Here is a 26163-nt window from a genome sequence, read left to right as displayed (position 1 = left end):
TGATCGCACCAAATAATTGGCACTGACATTCATCGGCACACTGTTGAGTTCTCAAAGAACACGCACACACCATCACTTGCAAGTTTCTCAACTTGTTCGATCCGGGGTTTGTTGTCCCACCGGGTTCCTCATCGGCTCCCTGGGGCGAACACCAACCTTACCAGAAGATTGTGTGTCGTGTAAACGTGCAGGCGCCTTCGTCCAACCTCGTTGTCCCAGTCCCTCAGGTCCGGGTCGGTGTCCGTGTCGCTCTGACTTGGACTAAGTTACGCGACGATGAACTGCCCTGCAAATCCCCTGGTCAGCAGCCATTCGGGGAAGGAAACCCCAGGTGAACGGGCCTAGCGTCTACCCCGTGGACCGGGATCTTCAATCGTGACGCCGCACACATGCCACCCCGGGCCTCATCCGCGCAGGAGAGTGGGCTCGCCGGCCCCGACCCGCTCGATGTTGCCGCCCAGCTCCTGGATGATTTCCACGAACCTCGGGTAGCCGCGATCGATGTGGTAGACGTCGTGCACTTCGGTCACCCCGTCTGCGCACAGCCCGGCAAGCACCAGTCCGGCCCCTGCACGGATATCCGACGCCCATACCGGAGCACTCGACAGTTCCTCCACGCCGCGGATCACCGCATGGTGTCCGTCCGTCCGCGCATCGGCGCCCAGACGCACCATCTCCTCCACGAAGCGGAACCGCGCCTCGAAGACGTTTTCGGTGATCATCGACGTGCCGTCCGCCACCGCCGCGAGCCCGATGGCCATCGGCTGAAGATCGGTAGGGAAACCGGGGTACGGAAGTGTCGCGAAGTTGACCGCCCGCGGACGCTCCCTCTGGACCACGCGGAACCCGTCCACGAGCGGAGCCACTTCGGCGCCGGCTCCCCGCAGCTTGTCGAGCACGAGTGCGAGGTGCTTGGGATTGACTCCGCGCACGGTCAGATCCCCGCGCGTCATCGCCGCCGCGATCCCCCACGTCGCCGCCACGATGCGGTCACCGATGCAGCGATGACTCGTGGGCGAGAGGGCAGGAACGCCGGAGATCCGAAGAGTCGTGCTCCCGGCGCCCGTGATCCGGGCACCCATCTGGACGAGCATGGTGCACAGGTCCACGATCTCCGGTTCACGCGCGGCATTGTCGATAGTGGTGTCGCCCTTTGCGAGGACAGCAGCCATGAGGATGTTCTCGGTGGCACCCACCGATGGGAAGGCCAGCCGGATCGTCGCGCCGTGCAGTTCGTCCGCCTCGGCAACGACGCAGCCATGCTCGATGGTGCTGTGCGCCCCCAGCAGACGGAGACCGGACTGGTGCATGTCGAGCGGGCGGGAGCCGATCGCGTCTCCGCCCGGCAGGGCGACCACCGCGCGGCGGCATCTCGCGACCAAGGGTCCGAGGACACATACGGAGGCACGGAACTGCTTCACCGCGGCGAAGTCCGCGTGGTACGACGGCTGCGCGGGGGTCGTGATCCGTACTTCGTCACCGTCGAGTTCGACCTCGCAGCCGAGACCCCGCAGGACCTCCGCCATCAAGGGCACGTCGAGGATGTCTGGACAGTTCGTAATCGTCGTGGTGCCCTCGGCGAGAAGCGCGGCAGCCATCAGCTTGAGCACGCTGTTCTTGGCACCACCGACGACGACATCACCAACGAGCCGGTTTCCCCCGGTGACAAGAAAGCGTTCACTCACAGCGACACAGCCTAACGTCGTGTCTGTCTCTACAGCGGAACCGGTACCGTGGCGGCCATGGCAGTGCATCTCACCAGGATCTATACCCGTACCGGAGACGACGGTACGACGGGCCTCAGTGATTTTTCCCGGGTATCGAAGAACGACCCGCGATTGATCGCGTACGCCGATTGCGACGAGACGAACGCGGCGATCGGGGTGGTGCTCGCACTCGGTTCCGTCCCCGAGCGGCTCGTTCCCGTGCTGCAGCAGATCCAGAACGACCTGTTCGATGCGGGCGCCGATCTGTCGACGCCGATCGCGGAGAACCCGAAGTACCCGCCGCTGCGCATCACCGAGCCGTACATCGACCGGCTCGAGGCGTGGTGCGACGAATTCAACGAAGAGCTGGGACCGCTCGATTCGTTCATTCTTCCGGGCGGAACCCCGGCCGCGGCGCTCCTGCACACCGCTCGCACGGTGGCGCGCCGGGCGGAACGTTCGGCATGGGCTGCGGCGGACGCCGCACCCGAGACCACGACAGTCTTGCCGGCGAAGTACCTCAACCGTCTGTCGGATCTGTTGTTCATCCTCAGCAGGGTCACCAATCCGGAGGGCGACGTCCTGTGGAAGCCCGGAGCGGGCGCGTAGGTAGGTCGATCTAGTAGGGACGGCGGCGCTGCGAGCGTCCCGACGGCCTGGACTCCACCCAGGACAGGAACGCCGTCTTCGCGCCGCTGTCCAGAGCGATCTCGTAGGACCCGTCGCCGTCGACGATCTCGAGGATCACGATGTCCTCGGTCATGATGTCCGTCTCCGCTGCCGTGGCGTGCCGGCGCGAACGCACCTCGATGCCCTGGCGGGAAATCCGCGTATCCGGCCCGGGACGCAGACTCGAGAGCTTGTAGAAGGCGAGCGTCTCGTCGCCGTAGCGGATGATCCCGTGGCGCCATCCGGCGCAGTCACTGCGCGGGAGAACCCGCAGAATCGCAGCAGTGCCCCCTCCCCGAAGGGAGAAGGCACGATAAACGAGAGCCGCGACGGCAACCGCAAGCAGCACCACAAGGATGATGAGAACAATCATTCCGAGTGACACTGCTTGTCGGCTCCGTCGCGGCTCTTCGTTGTGTATCCGACGATCAGGCCCGTTCGACGGCCCGCAGGCGGCCCTTGGCCGCTGCGACTGCCGCCTCGTCCTGACTTTCGGCCAGGGTCGACTTCGCTGCCTCGACGTCGATGTCTTCGGCAAGAACGGCCGCTTCGGCAAGAACCGTCACGGTCGTGGCGGTCACCGAGAGGAATCCGCCGTCGACTGCCATGACGATACGCTCCCCGTCGGCGGTCTTGACCGACACGACACCGCCCTCGACGAGCTGGCCGAGGACCGGCTCGTGTCCGGGCATGACGCCGATTTCGCCTTCGGTGGTCTGGGCGGTGACGAGAGTCGCCTCTCCCGACCAGACACGTTCCTCGACGGCAACGATGTCTACGCGCATCTCAGCCACGCCGGCCTACTTCCCGGAGATCTTCTTGGCCGCGGCCTCGACATCGTCGAGTCCACCGCAGCTGTTGAAGGCCTGCTCCGGAAGGTGGTCGAACTCGCCCTTGCAGACGCGGTCGAACGCCTCGATCGTGTCGCTGAGCGGCACGACCGAACCGGGCTGACCCGTGAACTTCTCGGCAACGATGAAGTTCTGGCCGAGGAACTTCTGGAGACGACGGGCACGGTTGACCGTGACCTTGTCCTCTTCGGAAAGCTCGTCCATACCGAGGATGGCGATGATGTCCTGCAGTTCCTTGTACTTCTGAAGGATCCGCTTGACCTCGTTGGCGACACGGAAGTGATCCGCGCCGACGATGCCGGGCTCGAGGATGCGCGAGGTCGACGTCAGCGGGTCCACAGCGGGGTAGATACCCATCTGCGAAATCGGACGCGAGAGCTCGGTGGTCGCATCGAGGTGCGCGAACGTCGTGGCCGGCGCCGGGTCGGTGTAGTCGTCGGCGGGAACGTAGATCGCCTGCAGCGAGGTGATCGAGCGACCACGCGTCGAGGTGATGCGCTCCTGGAGCTCACCCATCTCGTCGGCCAGCGTCGGCTGGTAACCCACGGCCGAAGGCATACGACCGAGAAGGGTCGACACCTCGGAACCGGCCTGGGTGAACCGGAAGATGTTGTCGATGAAGAGCAGCACGTCCTGGCCCTGCACATCGCGGAAGTACTCCGCCATGGTCAGTGCGGACAGGGCGACGCGCATACGCGTGCCCGGCGGCTCGTCCATCTGGCCGAAGACAAGGGCGGTGTCCTGGAGGACGCCCATCTCTTCCATCTCGAGGTGGAGGTCGGTGCCCTCACGGGTGCGCTCGCCGACGCCGGCGAACACCGACGTACCGGAGAACTCACGCGCGATACGGGTGATCATCTCCTGGATCAGAACGGTCTTGCCGACACCGGCACCACCGAACAGACCGATCTTGCCGCCCTTGACGTACGGGGTGAGCAGGTCGATGACCTTGATGCCGGTCTCGAGGATTTCGGTCTTGCCCTCGAGCTGGTCGAAGGCCGGGGGCTTGCGGTGGATGCCCCACTGCTCGCCGTCGCGACCCGTTCCGGGTGCATCGAGGCAGTCGCCCAGGGCGTTGAAGACGTGGCCCTTCACGACATCGCCGACCGGCACGGAGATCGGGCGACCGGTGTCGGTGACGGAGGTGCCGCGCACCAGACCGTCGGTCGGCTGCATCGAGATCGTGCGGACCAGGTTGTCACCCAGGTGCTGCGCGACCTCGAGGGTCAGGGTCTTCGCCACGGACGGCAGAGTGACCTCTGCGTGCAGGGCGTTGAACAGTTCGGGTACGGCGCCACGCGGGAACTCCACGTCGACGACGGCGCCGATGACGCGGACGACGCGCCCGGCAAGGGCCGACGCCGCACCGGCGTTTTTGTCGGTAACTGCTGCGGTCATTGTGGTTCAGTCACTTCCTGCACTCGAGGCGAGCGCACCGGCACCGCCGACGATCTCGCTGATTTCCTGGGTGATCTGGGCCTGGCGGGCCTGATTCGCCTGACGGCTGAGGGTGTTCACCAGATCCGTGGCATTGTCCGTCGCGGCCTTCATCGCGGTACGACGGGCAGCCGACTCGGAGGCTGCGGCCTCCAGCAGCGACGCAAAGATCCGCGTGCTGACGTACTTCGGCAGAAGCGCGGACAGAAGCGTCGACGCCTCGGGCTCGAAGTTGTAGTCGGCCGTGGGTCCCTCGGATACACGATGACCGTCGCTCAGCATGTCCGAACCCAGTTCGATCTCGTCCTCGGTGACACTCACCTCGAGCGGCGCCATACGACGCACCTCGGGGATCTGGGTCAGCATGGACACGAACCGGGTGTAGACGATGTGCAGCTCGTCGACGCCCTCGATGGTGCCTTCGCCGTTGGGTGCAGGCACCTCGGAACCGGATCCGGCCATGAACAGCTCGACCAGGTGCCGGCTCGCCTTCGCAGCATCCGTGTAACGGGGTTCCTGCGAGAAGCCTGTCCAGGCACCCGCGACGGGACGCTCACGGAAGGTGTAGAACGACAGGCCCTTACCGCCCAGCACGTACAGCACGGGCTCTTTGCCCTCGCTGACGAGCAGCTGGCGCAGCTCCTCCGCCTCCTTCAAGACGTTGGAGTTGTAACCACCGGCCATACCGCGGTCGCTGGTCACGACCAGCACTGCCGCACGCTTCGGGTTCTCGCGCTCGTTGAGCAGGGGGTGATCCAGCGACGAGGACGCGCTGGCCAACTCCGAGAGGACCTTGGTGATCTCCTCGGCGTAGGGCTTCGATGCCGCCACTCGGGCCTGAGCCTTCGTGATGCGCGACGTCGCGATCAGTTCCTGCGCCTTGGTGATCTTCTTGGTCGAGTTGACCGACTTGATCCGCGAGCGCAGCTCACGCAAGTTCGCCATTCGTCGATCACACTCCCTTCACTGGACGCTGGGTCATGGCCGCCCCGTTCACTTGCGAACGGAGGTGCGCTTGACGGAGACCTGCTCCTGCGCCACTTCGTCGGCGCCGAGAGCCTCTGCTTCGGCCTCGTTCACGACGCGGCTGCCGTCGGAGGCGAGGAAGCCCTCCTTGAACTTGGCGGTCGCGGCGGTCAGTGCCTCGATCGACTCGTCGGTCAGGGCCTTGCCACCGGCGATCTGCTCGTAGACGCCCGAAGCGTTGCGATGCAGATCCTCGAGAAGCTCGGTCTCGAAACGACGGACGTCGCCGACGGGAACGGAGTCGAAGACACCCTCACCGGCAAGGTAGATCGAGATGATCTGGTCCTCGACGGCGATCGGCGAGTACTGATCCTGCTTGAGGAGCTCGACGAGCCGCTGTCCGCGCTCGAGCTGCGCCTTCGACGCGGCATCGAGATCGGAAGCGAAGGTCGCGAATGCCTCGAGCTCGCGGTACTGAGCAAGTTCCAGACGCAGGGAGCCGGAGACCTTCTTCATGCCCTTGGTCTGCGCGGCGCCACCGACTCGGGAGACCGAGATACCGACGTTGATCGCGGGACGGACGCCCTTGTTGAAGAGGTCCGACTCGAGGAAGACCTGACCGTCGGTGATGGAGATGACGTTGGTCGGGATGTAGGCCGAGACGTCGTTCGCCTTGGTCTCGATGATCGGCAGTGCCGTCAGCGAGCCGCCACCGAGCGCGTCGGACAGCTTGGCCGAACGCTCCAGCAGACGCGAGTGCAGGTAGAAGACGTCACCGGGGTATGCCTCACGTCCCGGCGGGCGACGCAGCAGCAGCGAGATGGCACGGTATGCCTCGGCCTGCTTGGTCAGGTCGTCGAACACGATGAGGACGTGCTTGCCCTGGTACATCCAGTGCTGGCCGAGGGCCGAACCGGTGTACGGGGCGAGCCACTTGAAGCCGGCGGAGTCGGAGGCCGGAGCTGCGACGATGGTGGTGTACTCCATCGCGCCGTTCTCCTCGAGGGCCTGCTTGACGCCCGCGATGGTGGAGCCCTTCTGGCCGATCGCGACGTAGATGCAGCGCACCTGCTTCGACGCGTCGCCGGACTCCCAGTTGGCCTTCTGGTTCAGGATCGCGTCGATGCAGACCGCGGTCTTGCCGGTCTTGCGGTCGCCGATCACGAGCTGGCGCTGGCCACGCCCGATCGGGGTCATCGCGTCGATGGCCTTGATGCCCGTCTGGAGCGGCTCCTCGACCGGCTGGCGCTCCAGCACGGAAGCGGCCTGCAGCTCGAGCGCACGGGTCTCGTCGGCTTCGATGTCGCCGAGGCCGTCGATCGGCTGACCGAGCGGGTTCACGACGCGTCCGAGGAAGTTGTCGCTGACCGGGACGGACAGAACGTCGCCGGTCCGCTTTACTTCCTGGCCTTCCTGGATGGACTGGAAGTCGCCCAGGATCACGGCACCGATTTCGGTGGCTTCGAGGTTGAGGGCCACGCCCAGAACGCCGCCGGGGAATTCCAGCAGCTCGTTGGACATCGCCGACGGGAGGCCGCTGATGTGCGCGATGCCGTCACTGGTGTCGACGACCACGCCGACCTCTTCGCGGGAGGCCTCCGGGGAGTAGCTCGCGGTGTAATTGTCAATCGCGCTACGGATCTCGTCGGAGGAGATCGTCAGCTCCGCCATGTTCTTCCTGCTCTCGGTATCAGGTCTTCGGAAAGATCTATGTGTGTGTTCGGAAGTGGACTACGTGAGGCTCTTGCGCACTGCCGCGAGTCGACCCGCAGCACTGCCGTCGATGACCTCGTCGCCCACCCGGACGACCAATCCACTGAGAAGCTCGGGATCGACCTCGACGTGCACCGTCACAGGCTTCCCGTAGATACGGCCCAGGGTAGCGGCGAGCCGCTCTTCCTGCGTCGCATCGAGGGGTGCCGCGCTTCGGACGTGCGCAACGGCACGATCGCGCTGTGTTGCGGCGAGCGCCGACAGTTCGTCGAGCGTCTCGGCCGGCGGCTTGCGGAGCCGACCGACGGCATGAACCGCCAACGCTTCGGTGATCGCGGTCACCTTGCCGTAGAGCAGACGCGACAGCAGCTCCCGCTTGGCCGTAACCGTGGTGCTGCGGTCGGAAAGTGTCCGCTCGAGGTCCGGGTTACCGGCCACGATGCGTCCGAGGCGGAAAAGCTCGTCCTCGACGGTGTCGAGCTGGTTCTGCTCCGCTGCCGCCTTCAGCAACGCCTCACGACCGAGCTGGACGAGAGAGTTGGTCAGGTCGGACTGTGCCGACCAGTCCTGCCCCGCCGCGGCTTTGACGGTCGCGAGGGTCGAGGCCGAAACCTTCCCCCCGAAGACCTGCTCGGCCAGCGTCACCCGAACGGCGACCGGGGCCGAGGCGTCTGCCAGCGCGCTCCGGAGAGCCCGCTGGTTGTCGAGCGCCTCGACCACCGAGAACAGTTCGGAACCGGCCTGAGCCGCAGCGGCAGTCGCGGCACCCGAGCCCAGGGCGGACTGCAACGCGGAACGCGTATGAGCGAGTGCCTCACGGCTTGCTGCGTACATGGTGCTCACTTTCCGGATGCAGAGTCAGCGCTGAGGGAGTCGAGTTCGTCGAGGAATCGATCGATCGAGCCGGCACGCTTCACATCGTCGGCGAGTGTCTCGCCGATGATCTTCTCGGCGAGATCCACCGAGCTACGTCCGAGATCGGTGCGCAGTTCGGCCACGATCTGCTGGCGCTGGGCCTGCAGCTGGTTGTGACCTGCAGCGACGATGCGGTCGCTCTCTTCCTGAGCCTGTGCCTTCATGTCGGCGATGATCTGCTGGCCCTGCGTACGGGCCTCTTCACGGATCTGCGCCGCCTCGGTACGGGCTTCGGCGAGCTGGGCACGATACTGCTCGAGCGCGGCCGCAGCCTCTGCCTGAGCTTCCTCTGCCTTCTTGATGCCGCCTTCGATCAGCTCCGAACGCTCGTCGAGAACCTTCTGGAACATCGGAAGTACGAACTTCCAGAAGACGATGCCGACGATGATCAGGGCGACGAGCGACCAAACGATGTCGTATGTCGCGGGCAGCAGGGGATTGGGTGTCTCCCCCTCCGCTGCCGCGAGAATCAGGATGCTGTCAGCCATGGTTGTCGTCGAATCAGAAGATGAAGCCGGCGACGATACCGATCAGCGCCAGTGCCTCGGTGAATGCGATACCGAGGAACATGGTGGTACGCAGCTGACCGGCCATCTCGGGCTGACGAGCCATGCCCTCGATCGCCTTACCGACGACGATGCCGATGCCGATGCCGGGGCCGATCGCAGCGAGGCCGTAGCCGACCGCACCGAGTCCACTGATGGTGGTCTCCGACTGGGCGAGGACGTCTGCTGCCTGAAGCGCAACGCTCATTGGTGTTCCATTCCCTTTCTTGTGGCCCGGCCCCGGGGATCGGCGACCGAGTCAGTCTGTGTGTAGAGATGTAGGTCGTGCAGTTCGGGGAGCTAATGCTCTTCGGCGTGCAGCGCCAGATCGATGTACACCGCTGTGAGCAGCGCGAAAATGTAGGCCTGCAGGACGATCACCAGAAGCTCGAAGAAGGTGAACGCGACTCCGCCGATGAGCGAACCGATACCGAAGAACCTCATGATGCCGTCGGAGTCGAAGAAGAAGAACTGCGTGGCGCTGAAGAACAGCACCAGCATGATATGTCCGGCCAGCATGTTCGCCATGAGACGAATGGTGAGGGTGAACGGCCGCAGCAGGAATGTCGAGACGAACTCGATCGGGATCACCAGAAGGTGAAGAGCCGGCGGCAGGTTCGGAATGACGATGCTGCTCTTGACGTAGCGGAAGAATCCGTACTTCTTGATGCCTACGTAGTTGAAGACGATGTAGGCGAGCGCAGCAAGGACGATCGGCATGCCGATTCGCGCATTCGACGAGATGTTGAGGAAGGGGATGATCGAGGTCAGGTTGAGCCCGACCACCAAGAAGAAGATGGTGACGATCACCGGCAGGAACCGGCGCCCCTGCTCTTTGCCGAGGATGTCCTCGGCAATGTGGATACGAACAAAGTCGAGCATGATCTCGGCGACGTTCTGCACGCCTCGCGGCACGATCTTCGGACTCCGCATGGCGAAGAAGAAGAAGACTGCGACGAGCAGTGCAACGACGACGCGGATAAGCATCAGTCGATCCATCTCGAAGGGGGTGCCCTCGAAGAGGATTGGCGGTGGGAAAAAATCAGCAAGTGACGGCGCGTGGAATTCTCCGGCTGCCAAGGTGGTGACGCTCAGCGCTCTCTCCCGTAGTCGGCCGCAGGCATTGCCGTCTGCGGTTCGATCGGACATTGACGATCCAACAAGTCGACCAGGTCGGCTCGCGTATTCGCCAGTGTTCCGAACCGCCGAAGCGGTTCCGCGTCCTGCCGGTGTCGGCGACTCTCGTCGACTCGGCGGTCATTGAACACGACCGCCTATGAAGTCACAACCGCGTGCTCGGCCCAGGGCCCTCGCGTGCAGTGTCACCTTCGTGAAAACCACACTACCAACTGCTCTACGACAGGGCGTAGGTGGGTACCCTACCCGCGGGTAATTGACACACGTATCTACTACTGATCGTCGTTTCCGCTGCCGGCCGACGGCTCCGGATCGACGTAGAGCGCGCGCTGGGACACCACGCCGTACGTTTCCGCACCGAGCACGATCACCAGCGCCAGCACGATCGTCAGGACGAGCGCGTTCCGGTTGTAGAAGTCCAGCGGATCGAGCGTCGCCATCACCACGATGGCGAGGATCAGCTTGAGTAGCCACGTTCCGAGCAGTACCGCGCCCGCGGTCATCGCCGGGAGTTTCGCGGTCAGCAGCACACCGAGCGCGGTGAACAGGATGAACCCGCCGCCGACGGCCGCACCGATCAGCGCTCCCCACAGGCCGGGCGTTCCCGCGACGAGCACGGACACGATCGACGCCACGACGGCCAGCGCGAGCAGTCCGAGTACGCCGTACCGGACGGCCGCGCGCATGGGTGCCGACGCGTCGGGCAGGGTGGGCAGGGAGTGTTCGGGTTCGGGAAGATCCGGGGAGGTCACAGTAATCGAGCCTAACGGACCCGGCGGAAGCGCTTCGGCGGTGCATCCCCGTCACCGTCGTGATGCCGCAGCGATGGGACGGCGGTCACCACGAGCGCGAACAACAGGCCGGCGGCGGTCATCAGCACGACCACCCTGCGGTCGAGCAGCGACGAACCCACGGCTCCGAAGGCCAGGACACCGACCCACAAGTAGAGGAGCAGCACCACACGCCGGTGCGAATGGCCGATCTGCAACAGCCGGTGATGCAGGTGCATCTTGTCCGGGCTGAACGGGCTCACGCCGGCGCGCGTGCGCCGGACGATCGCGAGGAGGAGGTCGAGAATCGGGATGAACATGACAGCGCCGATCAGGATGAGCGGCGACAGGAGACCGAGAAGGTCGCGGGAACCATAGGCACTGAGGGGAATTCGGCCCGACGCGCTGGTCGAGATGGCCGCGAGCATCAGGCCGATCAACATCGAGCCCGAGTCCCCCATGAAGATCTTCGCGGGCTGGAAATTGAACGGCAGGAACCCCAGGCACGCCCCCGCCAGCGCGGCCGCGATCAGCGCCGGCGGATACGCCGAGACGTCTCCGCCCTGATCGAGCAGCAGTCCCACCGAGAACACACAGATCGCGACCGCGGCGATCAGTCCGAGACCGGCCGCGAGACCGTCGAGGCCGTCGACGAAGTTCATCGCGTTGATCATCACGGCGGCCACCGCGACCGTGATGAGTCCCCCTTGCAGCTGGTCGAGCACGAGCGTGGAACCGCTGAAGGGGTCGTAGATCACGATCCAGCTCACGCCCATCACCACCAGCACCCCGGCAGCGGTCACCTGCCCCACGAACTTGGTGAGGGCGTCGAGTCCCCACCGGTCGTCGATGATGCCCACGAGCACGATGATCGACGCCGCCACCAGCGCGGCACCCATCTCGGTGGTGTACTCGAAACCTCTGGTCAGCGCCGGCAGATGCTGCGCGAAGACGATGCCCGCCACGAGTCCGATGTACATCCCGACCCCGCCCAGACGCGGCGTCGGAGTGACGTGCACGTCACGATCGCGAGGGATCGCCACCGCACCGAGCTTGATCGCCAGGATCCGGACCACTCCGGTGGCGAGAAAGGTCACCACCGCAGAGGTGAGAAGCACCAGAAGCAGTTCCCTGATGGGTACGCCCGCGCCACGTCCCGCTTGCGCGAGCAGTACGACCGAGTCGGCTGAAGTCACGTGCTCCGTTCCTCCGCCCGCTACTCCCCGCCGGAGCGCAGGCGTTCGGGATCATCGCCGAGAACCTCGGCGACGTCCTCGGCCGACACCGCGCCTTCGCGCAGGATCCGGGGGCGGTCACCGGTGAGATCGACGATCGTCGACGCGACGCCGTGTTCGGCCGGTCCACCGTCGAGATACACCCCGACGGATTCCCCGAGCTGTTCACGCGCCTGACCGGCGTCGGTGGCGGGCGGGCGACCGGAAATGTTGGCGCTCGACACTGCGAGCGGTCCGACCTCGCGCAGCAACTCGAGGATCACCGGGTGCAGGGGCATGCGCAGCATCACCGTTCCGCGGGTGTCGCCGAGATCCCACGCGAGCGACGGTGCCTGATGCACCACCAGGCTGAGGCCGCCGGGCCAGAACGCACGGATGAGTTCGCGCGCTTCGGGGCGCACGGTGCTGACGAGGCCGTCGATCGTCGTCCACGATCCGACGAGGATGGGCACCGGCATGTCCCGTCCGCGTCCCTTCGCCCTCAGCAGCGCGGAGACAGCGGAACTGTCGAATGCGTCGGCTGCGAGGCCGTACACCGTGTCGGTGGGCACGACGACGAGGCGTCCTGCCTTGAGCGCGCCCCGCGCCGCGTTCAATCCTGCGGCGCGCGAATCTGGTTTGTTGCAGTCGTACACGGTGCTCACGCACTCATCCTTCCACTAGCGCTCGAGTATTCCGTCGCGGGGCTCGGCGCCCGGGCTAACCACCAGCCGAGGAACGGACTGCCGCACGACTCGCTTCGACGTCGGTCGGCACCCGGTGCGCGACCACGAATCGGGGCTTGCCCGCCAGGTCGTAATGCTCGACGACGTCGTCGAAGACGCGGCGCTGCGCGAACAGCTCGGCGACGAGCATGCCGTTGGTGTCGTCGTGTTCCACCGCCGCCGCTCCCCCGATTCGCAACCAGCGCGCGATGTTCGAGATCATCGGTTTGATGACGGACAGTCCGTCCGGGCCGCCGAACAACGCAGAATGCGGGTCGTGCTCGGCGACTTCGGGCTCGAGGGCGGTTCCCTCGGGGATGTACGGCGGGTTGGACACCACGATGTCGACGGCGCCCTCGAGCGCGGCGAGCAGGGTGCGGTCGGTCACGTCACCCTGGTGCAGCACGATCGGCGTGTCGCCGTCGTTCGCACGGGTCTCGGCGTTCTGCCGCGCCCAGGCGAGCGCCCGCGGCTCGAGTTCGACAGCGTGCACGACGGCATCCGGCCGGGCATGGGCAATAGCGAGTGCGAGCGCACCCGATCCCGTACACAGATCGAGCACGACGGGATTGCGGCGTCCGTGGCGTTCGAGAAATGCCAGCGCCCAACCGAGAAGCAGTTCCGTCTCGGGCCGGGGCACGAACACGCCGGGCCCGACGGCGAGGTCGATCTCGCCCATCGGCGACGTGCCGAGGATGTATTGGAGGGGAATGCGCTTGGCGCGCTGGTCCACCATCGCGCGGTAGGCCTCGATCATGGCCGAATCGACGAGGGGCACGAGCCCGAGCCGGCCTCGCTCGATTCCGAGCAGGTGCGCGGCAAGCAGTTCGGCGTCGACACGCGGGCTCGCGACACCCGCTTCCTCGAGCACCGACGCTGCTTCGATGATGGCCAGGCGCAGGGGTTGACGACTCACGCAGTACAGCGTGCCATGCCCACGGCCGCTCCGATGCCACGAGGTCCCCCAGGCATACCTCGCACAGGGGACTCGCCACCGACGCGGCGGGGCACGCGCTTATTCGGCGGCGAGCCGGGCCTGCCGGTCGGCGGCCGCGAGCGCGTCGAGAAGCGCATCCATGTCTCCGTCGAGCACAGCGTCGAGATTGTGCGCCTTGTAGCCGATGCGGTGGTCGGTGATGCGGTTCTCGGGGTAGTTGTAGGTCCGGATGCGCTCGGAGCGGTCGACGGTGCGCACCTGGCTCGCACGGCCCGCCGAGGCCTCCGCGTCCGCTGCTTCTTCGGCTGCGGCCTGCAGACGCGCGGCGAGAACCTGCATCGCACGGGCCTTGTTCTGCAACTGCGACCGCTCGTTCTGACACGTGACGACGATCCCCGTCGGCAGGTGGGTGATCCGGACGGCGGAGTCGGTCGTATTGACGCCCTGCCCACCCTTGCCGGACGAGCGGTACACGTCGATGCGCAGATCGCCCTCGTCGATCTGCACCTCTTCCACCTCGTCGGGTTCGGGATAGACGAAGACGCCGGCCGCGGAGGTGTGCACGCGGCCCTGCGATTCGGTCACCGGGACGCGCTGCACCCGGTGCACCCCACCCTCGAACTTGAGCCGCGACCATACGCCGTCCCGGACGTCGGTCTTCGACTTGATGGACAGGGTGACGTCCTTGTAGCCGCCGAGATCCGAATAGGTCGCGCCGAGGACTTCCACACGCCAGCCGGAGTTCTCGGCGTTGCGGGTGTACATGCGCGCGAGATCGGCCGCGAACAGGGCGGACTCCTCGCCGCCCTCCCCGGACTTCACTTCGAGCACCACGTCGTCCCCGTCGTGCGGATCGCGGGGCGCGAGGAGATCGGTGAGCGTGCGGTCGAGTTCGGCGACCTGCTCTTCGAGCTTGTTCACCTCGTCGGCGAAGGCGGAGTCGTCGGCGGCCAGTTCACGGGCGGCTCCGAGGTCGTCGCGCGCGGCCGTCAGCTTGGTGTACGTGGCCATGACCGGGGCGAGCTCGGCGAACCGCTTCCCTACCCTGCGTGCAATCGACGGATCGTTGTGCAGCGCCGGGTCGGACAATTGCTGTTCCAGACCCGCGTATTCGGCCAGGATGTCGTCGATGGCCGACGGCTTGGTCTGCCCCGCCATGGGTCGCTCCGCTCTGTGATGCTGTGTGCTTCGATGCCGTGCGCCTGCTTGGGTGCTGCGGCGCTCGACGAGTGTGTATCGAGGGGTGCCCGGCCGCGCCGGTACACCCGTGGAACAAAAAAGCCGACGCCCGGCCTGTGACGAAGACAGAACCGGGCGTCGGCGTGACAGCTAGCTGTCGGCGTCGGCCTTCTTGGAAGGACGCTTTCCGTAGCGAGCCTCGAAGCGGGCGACGCGGCCGCCGGTGTCGAGGATCTTCTGCTTGCCGGTGTAGAACGGGTGGCACTTGGAGCAGACTTCGACGGTGATCCGTCCCGACTCCTTGGTGCTGTGCGTTTCGAACGTGTTGCCGCAACCGCAGACGACGGTTGTCGCCACGTAGTTGGGGTGGATTCCTGCCTTCATGGTGTCCCTTTCGTGGCCGCCGGGTCGCCTTCGCGGATCGAAGACGTGAACCGGAGCCGGACTGAGCCGTTCGATTATGCCAAACACCTGGCCCCGGGAAAAATTCCCGGGCCCCGATGTCAGTCTTCCAGAGCTCCCGGGGCGGTCTTCGCGACCGTCATCAGGAACTCGATGTTCGTCTTGGACTTCTTGAGCCGATCGATGAGCACATCGATCGCCTGATGAGAATCCAGGCCGGAGAGCACGCGGCGCAGCTTGTGCACGACCGCGAACTCGTCGGGGCTCATGAGGAGCTCGTCCTTGCGAGTGCCCGACGGATTGACGTCCACCGCCGGGAACACGCGCCGCTCGGCGATCTTGCGATCGAGCTTGAGCTCGGCGTTACCCGTGCCCTTGAACTCCTCGAAGATCACAGTGTCGCCCGTGGAGCCGGTCTCCACCATCGCGGTGGCGATGATGGTGAGCGAGCCACCGTTCTCGATGTTGCGTGCCGCGCCCAGGAACCGCTTCGGCGGGTACAGCGCGGTCGAGTCGACACCACCCGACAGGATGCGTCCCGACGCCGGCGACGAGTTGTTGTACGCGCGGCCTAGGCGGGTGATCGAGTCGAGCAGCACGACGACGTCGCGTCCCATTTCGACGAGGCGCTTGGCGCGCTCGATCGCGAGTTCGGCCACGGACGTGTGGTCTGACGGCGGACGGTCGAAGGTCGAGGAGATGACCTCGCCCTTCACCGAACGCTGCATGTCGGTGACCTCTTCGGGACGCTCGTCGACCAGCACCACCATGAGGTAGCACTCGGGGTTGTTGACGGCGATCGCATTCGCGATGTCCTGCAGGACCGTCGTCTTACCTGCCTTGGGCGGCGAGACGATGAGCGCGCGCTGTCCCTTGCCGATCGGCATGACCAGGTCGATCACACGAGTGGTCAGGATGTTCTGCTGCGTTTCGAGTCGCAGTCGCTCGTTCGGGTACAGCGGTGTGAGCTTGTTGAACTCGGGACGGCGCTTGGCCGCCTCGACGTCCCCACCGTTGACCGTGTCCAGACGCACGAGCGGATTGAACTTCTGGCGCTGGCTGCCGGCCTGCTCACCCTCGCGGGGCACACGCACGGCACCGGTGATGGCGTCGCCGCGGCGCAGGCCGTTCTTCCGCACCATGTTCATCGACACGTAGACGTCGTTGGGGCCGGCCAGGTAGCCGGAGGTCCGGACGAACGCGTAGTTGTCGAGCACGTCGAGGATGCCCGCGACCGGCTGGAGCACGTCGTCCTCGCGGATCTCGGGCTCACGATCGGCACTGCCGCCGCCCTCGCCGCGCTCGCGTCCGCGACGGCGCTCGCGGAAGCGACGCCCACGACGGCCGCGGCCGCCTTCCTCGTCGTCGCCCGCCCGGTTGTCCTGGCGCGGACCGTTGTTGCCGTCGCCCTGGCTGCGATCACCCTGGTCACGATCGTTCCGGTCACGGTCCTGATGGCGGTCGTTCCGGTTGCGGTCACCCTGGTTGCGGTCGCCCTGGTTCCGGTCGCCCTGGTTGCGATCACCCTGGTTGCGATCACCCTGGTTGCGATCACCCTGGTTGCGGTCACCCTGGTTGCGGTCACCCTGGTTGCGGTCGCGCCGGTTACCACCGTCACCCTCGGAGCGGTCCTGCGACTTCTCACGAGAATGACCGTCGCCGCGCTCCTGAGAGTCGCGGTCGTGGCCTTCGGACGCCGGTGCGCCGGCATCGGTCTGACCCTGGTCGGTCTGGTCCGCGCCACGACGGCCGCGTCGGCCGCGTCCACGCCGGGGTCCGTCGGACTCGCCTTCGGAATCTGCGCCGGTCTCGGCGTTGCGCTCCGGCTTCGTGTCGGTGGCGACAGCGCCGGTCTCGGCAGGCTTGTCGCTCGCAGGCTCGGTGCCGGCGACCGGAGTCACGGCAGCATCATCCTGCGCGGCGGCGCGGGCACGGCGAGCACGCGCGGGGCGAGCCGAGGCTTCGTCGGGCGTCTCGGTCGCGGGCTGTGCTGCAGCGGGGGCGGGCTTGGCGCCTGCGCCCTGCCGCTCCTTGATCGCAGCGATGAGATCGCCCTTGCGCATACCCGAGGTTCCCTTGATGCCGAGTTCGGCGGCGAGAGTCCGCAACTCGGCGAGCACCATGCCCGACAGGCCGGTGCCGCGCCGACCGGCGCGAACCGGAGACTGTGCGGAATCTCCGGCAGACTCGGTGGTGTCGGGAGCGGATGTGGCGATCAGGTCCGTATCTGTCACGGAGATCCTTTCCTTCCCTCGTTGCTCTACACAGAGCCGAGGGTTCGTTCCGCAGATCAGTTCCTGGCACTGAGCTGGGATTGCCGTACGAGTTCATGAATCGAACGGTCGGCACGTCCGCCACCACACCGATCCGGTGGGTGCGGCCTGGCCCTCCCCCTGAATCGGGAGCAGGTGAGGATAGACCCGGGATCGACGCCCCATGGAGCTGGAGTGAGTGTCCTGGAGAATCCGGCGACTTCGGACGCACGACGTGCGGACTTCCCACAGGATAGCGACGAACTGGACGCAGGGCAAGAATCGACGCGCACGCACAGCGGTGTGCGATGTGACACGAACCGCGTCAGTCGACCTGCACTCCCTCGGCCACATCGAGAGGAAGGACAGTGAGATCGTCCGCCTCCGCCGCAGCCCGCAATTCGTCGGGGAACGGCTCTGTGGTCAGCGCGAGCACAGTGGGGCCGGCACCGGAGACCATGGCGGGAATCCCGGCAGCGCGCAGCGTGGTTACCCACTTGGTGGTCAGCGGCAGGGCGGGAGCGCGCTGGGCTTGGTGCAGAAGATCCTCGGTGGCCGCCATGAGCAGATCCGGCCGCTCGGTCAGGGCGACCACCGCCAGGGCAGCGCGGCTCACGTTGAACGCCGCGTCGCGGTGCGGGACGAGCGCAGGCAGCAGCCCGCGCGTGTGCGCGGTCGACGAGCGAACCGACGGCACCAGGGCGACGGCCTTGATGCCGGGGTGCACGCTCAGCGACACCGCGCGGAACCGCCGCTGTTCGCAGCCGCTGTCCACCTCGCTCCACGAGACCACCGCACCGCCGAGCACACTCGCCGACGCATTGTCGGGATGCCCCTCGAACTCGGAGGCGAGCTGGACGAGCTGGGCGTCGTCGAGCACCCGCTCGGGCGCGACTTTACGCACCAGACCGTTGGCGGCGGCGAGTCCGCCGACCGCAGCCGATGCCGACGACCCCAGGCCGCGGGAATGAGGAATCACATTGCGGCACACCACGTCGAGACCGTCGGCCCAGATGCCCGCCGCTTCGAGACCGCGCTCGACGGCGCGAACCACGAGATGCGACGGGCCCCAAGGGACCTCTTGGGCACCTTCCCCTTCGACGCGCACGTCGAGACCGGAACCGGTTGTCGTCACGGTGATCTCGTCGTAGAGCCCGAGTGCGAGGCCGAGGCAGTCGAACCCGGCCCCCAGGTTCGCACTCGAAGCAGGAACCCGGGCGGTCACCGAGATTCCTACGGGCAGCGTTTGCGTCATGTTCTGATTCCCAACAGAGGAAGCCGTGGCGGTCAACTCAGACCAACTCGAGCGCCGACGCCACTGCGACGGGATCGACCGAAATCGGCTCGACGACGGGAACGTCGCGCAGCGCGGTGTCCGGGTCCTTGAGACCGTTGCCCGTCACCGTGCACACCACCCGCAGTCCGCGCGGCAGCCATCCGTCCTTGGAGGCCGCGAGCAAGCCGGCGATCGATGCTGCCGAGGCGGGCTCGACGAAGATCGACTCGGACTTCGCGAGCAGGTGGTAGGCCTCCAGGATCTCCTCGTCCGTGGCCGCGCGGAACGCGCCGTCGGACTCGTCCTTCGCGGTGACCGCACCGTTCCACGACGCGGGTGCACCGATCCGGATGGCTGTGGCGATCGTCTCGGGATCCTTCACCGGGTGTCCGAGCACGAGCGGGGCGGCACCGGCTGCCTGGACGCCGAGCATCCGGGGCTTGCGCGAGCTCAGGCCGTCCGCGAAGTACTCGGAGTAACCCTTCCAGTACGCGGTGATGTTGCCTGCGTTGCCCACCGGCAGCACGTGCACGTCGGGTGCATCGCCGAGTGCGTCGACGATCTCGAACGCCGCGGTCTTCTGGCCCTCGATGCGAACCGGGTTGACGGAGTTGACGAGCCCGATGGTCGGGAACTCGGCGGTGGTCTTGCGGGCGAGTTCGAGGCAGTCGTCGAAGTTGCCCTCGACCTGAACGATCTTCGCGCCGTGCATGACCGCCTGTGCGAGCTTGCCCATGGCGATCTTGCCCTGCGGCACGAGCACCGCGCAGCCGATCCCGGCGCGCGACGCGTACGCCGCCGCCGACGCCGACGTGTTGCCGGTGGACGCACACAGCACCGCCTGCTTGCCGGTCGCGAGTGCTTCGGTGACGGCCATCGTCATGCCGCGGTCCTTGAACGACCCCGTGGGGTTGAGGCCCTCGACCTTGATGTAGACGTCGCACCCGGTGATCTCCGACAGCCGGGGGGCCGGGAGCAGCGGCGTACCGCCCTCGCACAGCGTCACCGTCTTCCAGCCGTCACCGATCGGGAGGCGACTGCGGTACGCCTCGATCAGCCCGGGCCACGGGGTGTGCACGGGAGCAGTGTTTTTTTCGGCCGCACTCATTCGGCGGATCCCTCCAGTCTCAGGACGCTGGTCACAGCAATAACGGATTCGAGTTTGTCGAGCGCGGCGATGGTGTCCGCCAACGCCCGATCGGTGGCGCGATGCGTGAGCACCACCAGGCGGGCGCTTTCTGCGGCACCCTCCTGTCGCACAGCGGAGATGCTGACGCCGCGGTTCGCGAACTCGGCAGCGACGGCCGAGAGCACACCGGCACGATCGGCGACCTGCAGATTCACGTAATACCGAGTCACGATGTCGCTCATCGGGGCGATATCGAGCTTCGCGTATCGGGACTCGCGCGGTCCGCGGCCACCGTGCACACGGTTCCGGGCCGCCATCACGACGTCGCCCATCACCGCGGACGCGGTCGGGGCGCCGCCCGCTCCCTGGCCGTAGAACATGAGCCGTCCCGCGGACTGGGCTTCGACCACGACCGCGTTGAACGCACCGCTCACCGTCGACAGGGGATGCTCACGCGGTACGAGGGCGGGGTACACCCGGGCCGAGACGCGGTCCTTGCCGTCGGGATCGGAGACCCGTTCGCAGAGTGCGAGCAGTTTGATGGTGCAGTTCAGGGCGCGGGCAGAGGTGAGGTCCGCTGCCGTGATGTTCGAGATGCCTTCGCGGTACACGTCGCTGGCGGTCACCCTCGTGTGGAAGGCGATCGACGCGAGAATCGCGGCCTTGGCCGCGGCGTCGTAGCCCTCGACGTCGGCGGTGGGGTCCGCTTCGGCATACCCGAGGCGGCCGGCCTCGGCGAGTGTCTCGGCGTAGTCGGCGCCCGTGTCGTCCATCGCGGAGAGGATGAAGTTGGTGGTGCCGTTGACGATGCCGACGACACGGTCGACCCGGTCACCCGCGAGCGACTGGGTCAGAGGACGGATGACGGGGATCGCACCGGCCACCGCGGCCTCGAAGTAGAGATCGACGTTGTGTGACTCGGCAGCCTCGGCGAGTTCACCGGTGTACGCGGCGAGCAGCGCCTTGTTGGCGGTGACGACCGACTTGCCGGCGTCGAGTGCCGCACGCACCAGAGTGCGGGGCAGTTCGATTCCGCCGATCAGTTCGACGACGATGTCGACGTCGTCGCGGGTGATCAACGCCTCGGCGTCGGTGGTGAGAAGTTCCGCCGGCACGCCCCGGTCGTAGGAGAGGTCCCGCACCGCGATCCCGCGCAGTTCGAGCGGGGCGCCGATGCGCTCACGGAGGTCCGAAGCATCATCACGGATGATCCGCACGACCTCGGCTCCTACCGTGCCGTGGCCGAGCACCGCTACACCGACGGGGCGCTGCCCCGGTGCATCGGTCACCGTTGAGTTGGTCACTCCGTAACCTCCAAGCTGAGCAGATCTTCGACGGTTTCCCGACGTAGCAGGACACGCGAGACGCCGTCCTTGACAGCCACGACGGCGGGACGAGGCAGCAGGTTGTACCTGCTGGACATCGAGTAGCAGTATGCACCCGTCGCCGCTACCGCCAGTAAATCACCGGCGCCCACGTCCGACGGCATCCACGCGTCGCGAATCACGATGTCACCGCTCTCACAGTGCTTGCCCACGACGCGGGCGACGACGGGTTCCGCGTCGCTGACCCGCGAGACGAGCCGCGACTCGTACTCGGCCTGGTAGAGCGAGGTGCGGATGTTGTCGCTCATTCCACCGTCGACGCTGATGTAGCGGCGGGTGTGGCCCGTCCCCACTCCGACGTCCTTGACGGTGCCCACCTCGTACAGGGTCACGGTGCCCGGTCCGGCGATCGCGCGTCCGGGTTCGACGGCGATCGTGGGTTCGGGAAGGCCGACGAGGGCCGACTCGTTGCGCACGATGTCGGTGAGCTTCGCGGCGAGGTCCGCGACCGGCGGCGGGTCGTCGCTCGGGATGTACGAGATGCCGAGGCCACCGCCGAGATCGATGATGCTCATCTGCGCCGTCCGGTCGAGTCCGAACTCGGCGACGGCGTCGCGCAGCAGTCCGATCACGCGATGCGCGGCCAGTTCGAATCCGTCGACGTCGAAGATCTGCGAGCCGATGTGGCTGTGCAGCCCGACGAGCCGGAGGTTGCCGGTGGCGAACACGCGGCGGATGGCGGCCATGGCCGCGCCACCGGCGAGCGACAGACCGAACTTCTGGTCTTCGTGCGCCGTGGAGATGAATTCGTGGGTGTGTGCCTCGACACCGACGGTGACCCGGATGAGGACGTCCTGCACGACACCCAGCTCACCGGCGATCTCGTCGAGGCGGTCGATCTCGGCCATCGAGTCGAGCACGATGTGCCCGACACCGGCGCCCACGGCGCTGCGCAGTTCGTGCACGGACTTGTTGTTGCCGTGCATGGCGATCTTGTCGGCGGGGAAGCCGGCGTGCAGCGCGACCGCGAGTTCGCCGCCGGACGCCACGTCGAGCGACAACCCCTCCTGGTGGACCCACCGCGCGATCTCGGTGCACAGGAATGCCTTCGACGCGTAATGCACCCGTGCAGTCGGGCCGAACGCCTCGGCTATCTCGCGGCACCGCGACCGGAAGTCGTCTTCGTCGACGACGAACAGCGGCGTGCCGTACTTCTCGGCGAGGTCGGTGACCGGCACTCCCGCGATCTGCAGGACACCGTCGTCGCCGCGACTCGCGTTGCGGGGCCACACGTGCGCATGGAGATTGTTGAGTTCACCCGCGTCGCGGGGGCGTTCCGCGATGGTCGGGGCGTGGGGAATCTCTGCGTGCCGGGGCCCGGCCGGGTGCGCGTTCACATCCGCTCCGGAGCGGAGACGCCGAGCAGTCCGAGGCCGTTGCCGAGCACCTGGCGGGCGGCGGCACACAGTGCCAGGCGCGCGGTGTGCAGGGCGCCGGGTTCTTCGTCGCCCTGGGGCAGGATGCGGCAGGCGTCGTAGAACCGGTGGTAGGTGCCGGCGAGTTCCTCGAGGTAGCGGGCCACGCGGTGCGGTTCGCGCAGTTCGGCGGCCTTGGCGAGGACGCGGGGGTACTCGCCGATAGTGCGGATGAGGTCGCCCTCGCGCTCGTGGGTGAGCAGCGACAGGTCGGCGCCTTCGGTGCCGAGCCCGAGGTCGGCGGCGTTGCGTGCGATCGACGACAGCCGGGCGTGCGCGTACTGCACGTAGTACACCGGGTTCTCGCTGGTGGTGCTCGTCCACAGTTCGAGATCGATGTCGATGCTCTGATCGACCGAGGAACGCACGAGCGCGTAGCGGGCAGCGTCGACACCGATCGCCTCGACGAGGTCGTCCAGGCTGATCACGGTGCCTGCCCGCTTGCTCATCTTGACGGTCTCGCCGCCGCGCACCAGGTTGACCATCTGACCGATGAGGACCTCGACGGTGTCGGGATCGTCACCGAACGCGGCGGCGGCTGCCTTCAGTCTCGCGATGTAGCCGTGATGGTCGGCGCCGAGCATGTAGATGCACAGGTCGAAGCCTCGCGACCGCTTGTCCTGGAAGTAGGCGATGTCGCCGGCGATGTAGGCGGCGTTGCCGTCGGACTTGATGACGACGCGATCCTTGTCGTCTCCGAAATCGGTGCTCTTGAGCCACCACGCGCCGTCCGAGAAGTACAGGTTGCCGGACGCCTTGAGTGTCTCGACCGCCTTCTCGACCGCTCCGGATTCGAACAGCGAGTTCTCGTGGAAGTAGACGTCGAAGTCGACACCGAATTCGTGGAGGGTCTGCTTGATGTGGGCGAAAATCAGCTCGACCCCGATCGAGCGGAAGACCTCGTCGCGCTCCGCGTCGGGCAGATCCAGCACGTCCGGGCGCTGCTTCAGCACCTCGTCGGCGATGTCGACGATGTATGCACCGGCGTATCCGTCCTCCGGGGCGGGCTCGCCGAGCGCCGATGCGACCAGAGACCGCGTGAAGCGGTCGATCTGGGTGCCGTGGTCGTTGAAGTAGTACTCCCGCGTGACCTCCGCGCCCTGTGCGGTGAGGATCCGGCCGAGCGCGTCACCGACGGCTGCCCAGCGGGTGCCACCGAGGTGGATCGGTCCGGTGGGGTTCGCCGAGACGAACTCGAGATTGATCTTCTTACCGGCGAGGTCGTCCCCGGCGCCGTACGCGTCGTTCTCGTCGAGGACCTTCGCGACGATCGCTCCCTGCGCGTCGGCAGCGAGGCGGATATTGAGGAAGCCGGGACCGGCGACCTCGGCCGAGTCGATGCCGTCGGCGGCGGTGAGCGCCTCGGCGAGCCACGTCGCGAGCTCACGGGGGTTGACTCCGGCCTTCTTCGCGACCTGCATGGCGACATTGGTCGCGTAGTCGCCGTGCTCAGGGTTGCGCGGGCGTTCGACGGTAAGGGTCTCGGGGAGGACGGACACGTCGAGACCACGATCGGCGAGGACGGTCGCGGCGGTTCCGTGGAGCAATTCGGCAAGGTCGGAAGGAGTCACAGGTATTCATCCTATTGGCTCGTCCGAAGGGCCGCCGACGCTCCCCCATAGCCGACGCCGGGGCCGCTGTCACCGCGACGCCCGTAGAGTTGTCGTTGCGTGCGCGCTTCGGCGGCTCGCATCTTCTTTGTCCGCCCGTCGAAAGAGCAACCAGCGATGCCCAGCGGTTCTGTCAGTGGTGGGTCCGGTAACAAGAAAACCGGAGCCAAGTCGTCGAAGGCCATCCAGGCCGCCAAGAAGCAGAGCCGCGGTTCGCGCGGCGTGCCTTCCCAACGCCAGATCCCGTGGGTGATGATCGGAGGCGTCGCTCTCGTCGTCCTCCTGATCGCGGTCATCGCGGTGAGCATCGTGCCGAAATACCAGAATCAGCAGGAGATGGCGGCGTGGTCGCCGTCCGAGTCCAATCAGGATCCTTCCTCGGCGATCGACGGTGTCGTCACGGTCGACTACGAGGCGGGCCAGCACGTCGATCCCGCGCAGCGGGTGGCGTACGACTACTCGCCGCCGTTCGGTGGGCCGCACGACTCGGTGTGGGCAACCTGCACCGGCACCGTGTACGACCAGCCCGTCCGGACCGAGAACATGGTGCACTCGCTCGAGCACGGCGCCGTGTGGATCGCCTACAACCCGGATCTGGTCGACGACGCCGCGCGCGACGCACTCGCCGGCAAGGTCGACGGCCGCACCTACACGATGATGTCGCCGTACCCCGGTCTCGATTCCCCGATCTCGTTGCAGTCGTGGGGTCACCAGCTCAAGGTCGACAGCGCCGACGACGAGCGCATCGACCAGTTCATCGCGTCGCTTCGTTTGAACCAGTACGCCTACCCCGAGGTCGGCGCCAGCTGCTCGACGCTTCCCGCGTCGTTCGATCCCGCGAACCCGCCGCCGTTCGATGCGTCCGAGCCCGGCCCGGATGCGGTCCCGATGGATGGCGGCACCGTCGACGGCACCGAGCAGATCCCTGCCGGTGGTGCCGGACAGTTCCCCACCGACATGCAGGTACCGGCCGGGAGCTGACCATGAGCGACGTCACTGCCGACCGGACCGAGCAGAGCACCGACCGCGGGCACGGGCGCTTGTTTCTGGCGCTTCTGACCGTGGCTGCCGTCGCCGTGGGATTTCTCGCCGGGTTCCTCGCACGGATCCCGCTCGAGGACCGGGCACCTGCGACACCGGCAGCGGATTCGGTCGACGCGGGGTTCTTGCAGGACATGTCGGTGCACCACAACCAGGCGATCGAGATGGCTGCGGTCGCGGTGACGCAGTCCGAGGACGACCGGGTGCGCAGCCTCGCGTACGACATCCTGACCACCCAGCAGAATCAGGTCGGTCAGATGCAGGGCTGGCTCAGCTTGTGGGGTCGCCCGCTGCTCCCGGTCGGCGACTACATGACGTGGATGGCCGAGAGTGACGGACACAGCCACGGGTCGGACGACGCCGCGCACGCGGCGGGCGGGGCGAGCAGGATGCCGGGCATGGCATCGTCCGAGGAGCTCACCGCACTGCGCGCGGCACGCGGCCCCGAACTCGATGTGCTCTTCCTCCAGCTGATGCTGCGCCACCACCAGGGCGGCCTGCCCATGATGGAGTACGGAGCTCAGTACGCGAGCACGGATGTGGTGCGCAACATCGCCCAGAAGATGGTCGACACCCAGACGGGTGAATCCGAGTTGATCACGTCCATGCTCACCGAACGCGGCGGTCAACCGTTGCCGATGAACTGATCATCGTGGACACCTCGGGCCCGGATTATCGCGCTGACCTGCGGATGTGGAGTTGAGCGCGCAATGCGCTAGGCTAGCTCCGCACCGCCGGTCAGCCGGTGGGCCCGGATTGCCCTCGTAGCTCAGGGGATAGAGCGCTTGCCTCCGGAGCAAGAAGTCGCAGGTTCGAATCCTGCCGAGGGCACCACCACGACGGCCCCGCTTCGTTTTCGAAGCGGGGCCGTCGTCGTTCTGCTGCCGGG

General features: G+C 66.5%; 25 protein-coding genes and 1 tRNA gene. 4 read left to right on the top strand and 22 right to left on the bottom strand.

Translation table 11 applies throughout. The annotated features are described in order from the left end of the window. Positions 1-404: 404 nt before the first annotated feature. On the bottom strand, positions 405-1685 hold the full coding sequence (gene murA / locus HF877_RS17765) for a UDP-N-acetylglucosamine 1-carboxyvinyltransferase (protein WP_169622509.1): 1281 nt from the start codon (positions 1683-1685) through the stop codon (positions 405-407). Positions 1686-1742: 57 nt separating this feature from the next. Here murA and HF877_RS17760 point away from each other — a divergent pair, with 57 nt between their 5' ends. Then, positions 1743-2315, top strand: coding sequence for a cob(I)yrinic acid a,c-diamide adenosyltransferase (locus tag HF877_RS17760; protein ID WP_169622508.1), 573 nt, complete (start codon positions 1743-1745; stop codon positions 2313-2315). Positions 2316-2325: 10 nt separating this feature from the next. On the opposite strand, the gene HF877_RS17755 is transcribed toward HF877_RS17760, so the two are convergent. From HF877_RS17755 to argS, 21 genes are all read right to left on the bottom strand, one after another. Then, positions 2326-2748: a DUF2550 domain-containing protein gene (locus tag HF877_RS17755; RefSeq protein ID WP_169622507.1), complete on the bottom strand. Its 423-nt coding sequence runs from the start codon at positions 2746-2748 to the stop codon at positions 2326-2328. A gap of 55 nt (positions 2749-2803) precedes the next feature. After that, positions 2804-3169 carry a F0F1 ATP synthase subunit epsilon gene (locus HF877_RS17750; protein ID WP_296550078.1) on the bottom strand — a complete coding sequence of 122 codons (366 nt, stop codon included), beginning with the start codon at positions 3167-3169 and terminating at the stop codon, positions 2804-2806. A gap of 6 nt (positions 3170-3175) precedes the next feature. Then, positions 3176-4624 carry a F0F1 ATP synthase subunit beta gene (atpD, locus tag HF877_RS17745; protein WP_072700323.1) on the bottom strand — a complete coding sequence of 483 codons (1449 nt, stop codon included), beginning with the start codon at positions 4622-4624 and terminating at the stop codon, positions 3176-3178. A 6-nt stretch (positions 4625-4630) separates the two neighbouring features. Then, positions 4631-5608: a F0F1 ATP synthase subunit gamma gene (locus HF877_RS17740; protein ID WP_169622506.1), complete on the bottom strand. Its 978-nt coding sequence runs from the start codon at positions 5606-5608 to the stop codon at positions 4631-4633. A gap of 48 nt (positions 5609-5656) precedes the next feature. Continuing rightward, a complete protein-coding gene (gene atpA / locus HF877_RS17735; protein ID WP_169622505.1) occupies positions 5657-7300 on the bottom strand; it encodes a F0F1 ATP synthase subunit alpha in 1644 nt (547 codons plus the stop codon). 60 nt (positions 7301-7360) lie between these two features. Continuing rightward, positions 7361-8176, bottom strand: a complete 816-nt coding sequence (locus tag HF877_RS17730; protein ID WP_169622504.1) for a F0F1 ATP synthase subunit delta — start codon at positions 8174-8176, stop codon at positions 7361-7363. 5 nt (positions 8177-8181) lie between these two features. Then, positions 8182-8745, bottom strand: coding sequence for a F0F1 ATP synthase subunit B (locus HF877_RS17725; RefSeq protein WP_169622503.1), 564 nt, complete (start codon positions 8743-8745; stop codon positions 8182-8184). A 13-nt stretch (positions 8746-8758) separates the two neighbouring features. Beyond that, positions 8759-9010, bottom strand: a complete 252-nt coding sequence (locus HF877_RS17720; RefSeq protein ID WP_072700316.1) for an ATP synthase F0 subunit C — start codon at positions 9008-9010, stop codon at positions 8759-8761. Positions 9011-9102: 92 nt separating this feature from the next. After that, on the bottom strand, positions 9103-9951 hold the full coding sequence (atpB, locus tag HF877_RS17715) for a F0F1 ATP synthase subunit A (RefSeq protein ID WP_174555795.1): 849 nt from the start codon (positions 9949-9951) through the stop codon (positions 9103-9105). 260 nt (positions 9952-10211) lie between these two features. Beyond that, positions 10212-10691, bottom strand: coding sequence for a hypothetical protein (locus HF877_RS17710; protein ID WP_169622502.1), 480 nt, complete (start codon positions 10689-10691; stop codon positions 10212-10214). A gap of 11 nt (positions 10692-10702) precedes the next feature. Continuing rightward, positions 10703-11905, bottom strand: a complete 1203-nt coding sequence (locus HF877_RS17705) for an MraY family glycosyltransferase (protein WP_169622501.1) — start codon at positions 11903-11905, stop codon at positions 10703-10705. Positions 11906-11925: 20 nt separating this feature from the next. Beyond that, the gene (locus tag HF877_RS17700) at positions 11926-12588 is read right to left on the bottom strand and encodes an L-threonylcarbamoyladenylate synthase (protein WP_169622500.1); all 663 of its coding nucleotides are present in this window, start codon (positions 12586-12588) and stop codon (positions 11926-11928) included. A 55-nt stretch (positions 12589-12643) separates the two neighbouring features. Continuing rightward, on the bottom strand, positions 12644-13564 hold the full coding sequence (gene prmC, locus HF877_RS17695) for a peptide chain release factor N(5)-glutamine methyltransferase (RefSeq protein WP_169622499.1): 921 nt from the start codon (positions 13562-13564) through the stop codon (positions 12644-12646). Between the two features lie 99 nt (positions 13565-13663). Next, positions 13664-14743, bottom strand: coding sequence for a peptide chain release factor 1 (prfA, locus tag HF877_RS17690; protein ID WP_169622498.1), 1080 nt, complete (start codon positions 14741-14743; stop codon positions 13664-13666). A 171-nt stretch (positions 14744-14914) separates the two neighbouring features. After that, positions 14915-15148 (bottom strand): 50S ribosomal protein L31, encoded by a 234-nt coding sequence (rpmE, locus tag HF877_RS17685; protein ID WP_169622497.1) that lies wholly within the window; start codon positions 15146-15148, stop codon positions 14915-14917. Between the two features lie 119 nt (positions 15149-15267). Beyond that, positions 15268-17400: a transcription termination factor Rho gene (gene rho, locus HF877_RS17680; RefSeq protein WP_169622496.1), complete on the bottom strand. Its 2133-nt coding sequence runs from the start codon at positions 17398-17400 to the stop codon at positions 15268-15270. Positions 17401-17743: 343 nt separating this feature from the next. Next, entirely contained in the window at positions 17744-18673 is a 930-nt protein-coding gene (gene thrB / locus HF877_RS17675) for a homoserine kinase (protein ID WP_169622495.1), read from the bottom strand. 37 nt (positions 18674-18710) lie between these two features. Further along, entirely contained in the window at positions 18711-19802 is a 1092-nt protein-coding gene (gene thrC, locus HF877_RS17670) for a threonine synthase (RefSeq protein ID WP_169622494.1), read from the bottom strand. After that, positions 19799-21127, bottom strand: a complete 1329-nt coding sequence (locus HF877_RS17665) for a homoserine dehydrogenase (protein WP_296550065.1) — start codon at positions 21125-21127, stop codon at positions 19799-19801. The genes thrC and HF877_RS17665 overlap by 4 nt, the downstream gene beginning before the upstream one ends. Further along, a complete protein-coding gene (gene lysA / locus HF877_RS17660; RefSeq protein WP_169622493.1) occupies positions 21124-22545 on the bottom strand; it encodes a diaminopimelate decarboxylase in 1422 nt (473 codons plus the stop codon). Before lysA ends, HF877_RS17665 begins: the two co-directional genes overlap by 4 nt. Beyond that, positions 22542-24194: an arginine--tRNA ligase gene (gene argS / locus HF877_RS17655; protein WP_169622492.1), complete on the bottom strand. Its 1653-nt coding sequence runs from the start codon at positions 24192-24194 to the stop codon at positions 22542-22544. The genes lysA and argS overlap by 4 nt, the downstream gene beginning before the upstream one ends. A gap of 156 nt (positions 24195-24350) precedes the next feature. Between argS and HF877_RS17650 the strand changes: the two genes are divergently transcribed. From HF877_RS17650 to HF877_RS17640, 3 genes are all read left to right on the top strand, one after another. Continuing rightward, positions 24351-25214, top strand: a complete 864-nt coding sequence (locus tag HF877_RS17650) for a DUF3105 domain-containing protein (protein ID WP_169622491.1) — start codon at positions 24351-24353, stop codon at positions 25212-25214. Positions 25215-25216: 2 nt separating this feature from the next. Beyond that, positions 25217-25921, top strand: coding sequence for a DUF305 domain-containing protein (locus tag HF877_RS17645; RefSeq protein ID WP_169622490.1), 705 nt, complete (start codon positions 25217-25219; stop codon positions 25919-25921). A 111-nt stretch (positions 25922-26032) separates the two neighbouring features. After that, a tRNA-Arg gene (locus tag HF877_RS17640) sits at positions 26033-26108 on the top strand. Positions 26109-26163 lie beyond the last annotated feature (55 nt).

The sequence above is a fragment of the Rhodococcus sp. BL-253-APC-6A1W genome, from assembly GCF_012843405.1.
In the GTDB taxonomy this organism is placed as follows: domain Bacteria; phylum Actinomycetota; class Actinomycetes; order Mycobacteriales; family Mycobacteriaceae; genus Rhodococcus.
This window is presented reverse-complemented; position numbering and strand designations above follow the sequence as displayed.

Coding starts and splice junctions, on each gene's coding strand:
- HF877_RS17760 (WP_169622508.1), top strand. CDS start 1,743: ATGGCAGTGCATCTCACCAGGATCTATACCCGTACCGGAGACGACGGT.
- HF877_RS17755 (WP_169622507.1), bottom strand. CDS start 2,748: ATGATTGTTCTCATCATCCTTGTGGTGCTGCTTGCGGTTGCCGTCGCG.
- atpD (WP_072700323.1), bottom strand. CDS start 4,624: ATGACCGCAGCAGTTACCGACAAAAACGCCGGTGCGGCGTCGGCCCTT.
- HF877_RS17740 (WP_169622506.1), bottom strand. CDS start 5,608: ATGGCGAACTTGCGTGAGCTGCGCTCGCGGATCAAGTCGGTCAACTCG.
- atpA (WP_169622505.1), bottom strand. CDS start 7,300: ATGGCGGAGCTGACGATCTCCTCCGACGAGATCCGTAGCGCGATTGAC.
- HF877_RS17730 (WP_169622504.1), bottom strand. CDS start 8,176: ATGTACGCAGCAAGCCGTGAGGCACTCGCTCATACGCGTTCCGCGTTG.
- HF877_RS17725 (WP_169622503.1), bottom strand. CDS start 8,745: ATGGCTGACAGCATCCTGATTCTCGCGGCAGCGGAGGGGGAGACACCC.
- HF877_RS17720 (WP_072700316.1), bottom strand. CDS start 9,010: ATGAGCGTTGCGCTTCAGGCAGCAGACGTCCTCGCCCAGTCGGAGACC.
- atpB (WP_174555795.1), bottom strand. CDS start 9,951: ATGTCCGATCGAACCGCAGACGGCAATGCCTGCGGCCGACTACGGGAG.
- prfA (WP_169622498.1), bottom strand. CDS start 14,743: ATGGCGGGGCAGACCAAGCCGTCGGCCATCGACGACATCCTGGCCGAA.
- rpmE (WP_169622497.1), bottom strand. CDS start 15,148: ATGAAGGCAGGAATCCACCCCAACTACGTGGCGACAACCGTCGTCTGC.
- thrB (WP_169622495.1), bottom strand. CDS start 18,673: ATGACGCAAACGCTGCCCGTAGGAATCTCGGTGACCGCCCGGGTTCCT.
- thrC (WP_169622494.1), bottom strand. CDS start 19,802: ATGAGTGCGGCCGAAAAAAACACTGCTCCCGTGCACACCCCGTGGCCC.
- HF877_RS17650 (WP_169622491.1), top strand. CDS start 24,351: ATGCCCAGCGGTTCTGTCAGTGGTGGGTCCGGTAACAAGAAAACCGGA.
- HF877_RS17645 (WP_169622490.1), top strand. CDS start 25,217: ATGAGCGACGTCACTGCCGACCGGACCGAGCAGAGCACCGACCGCGGG.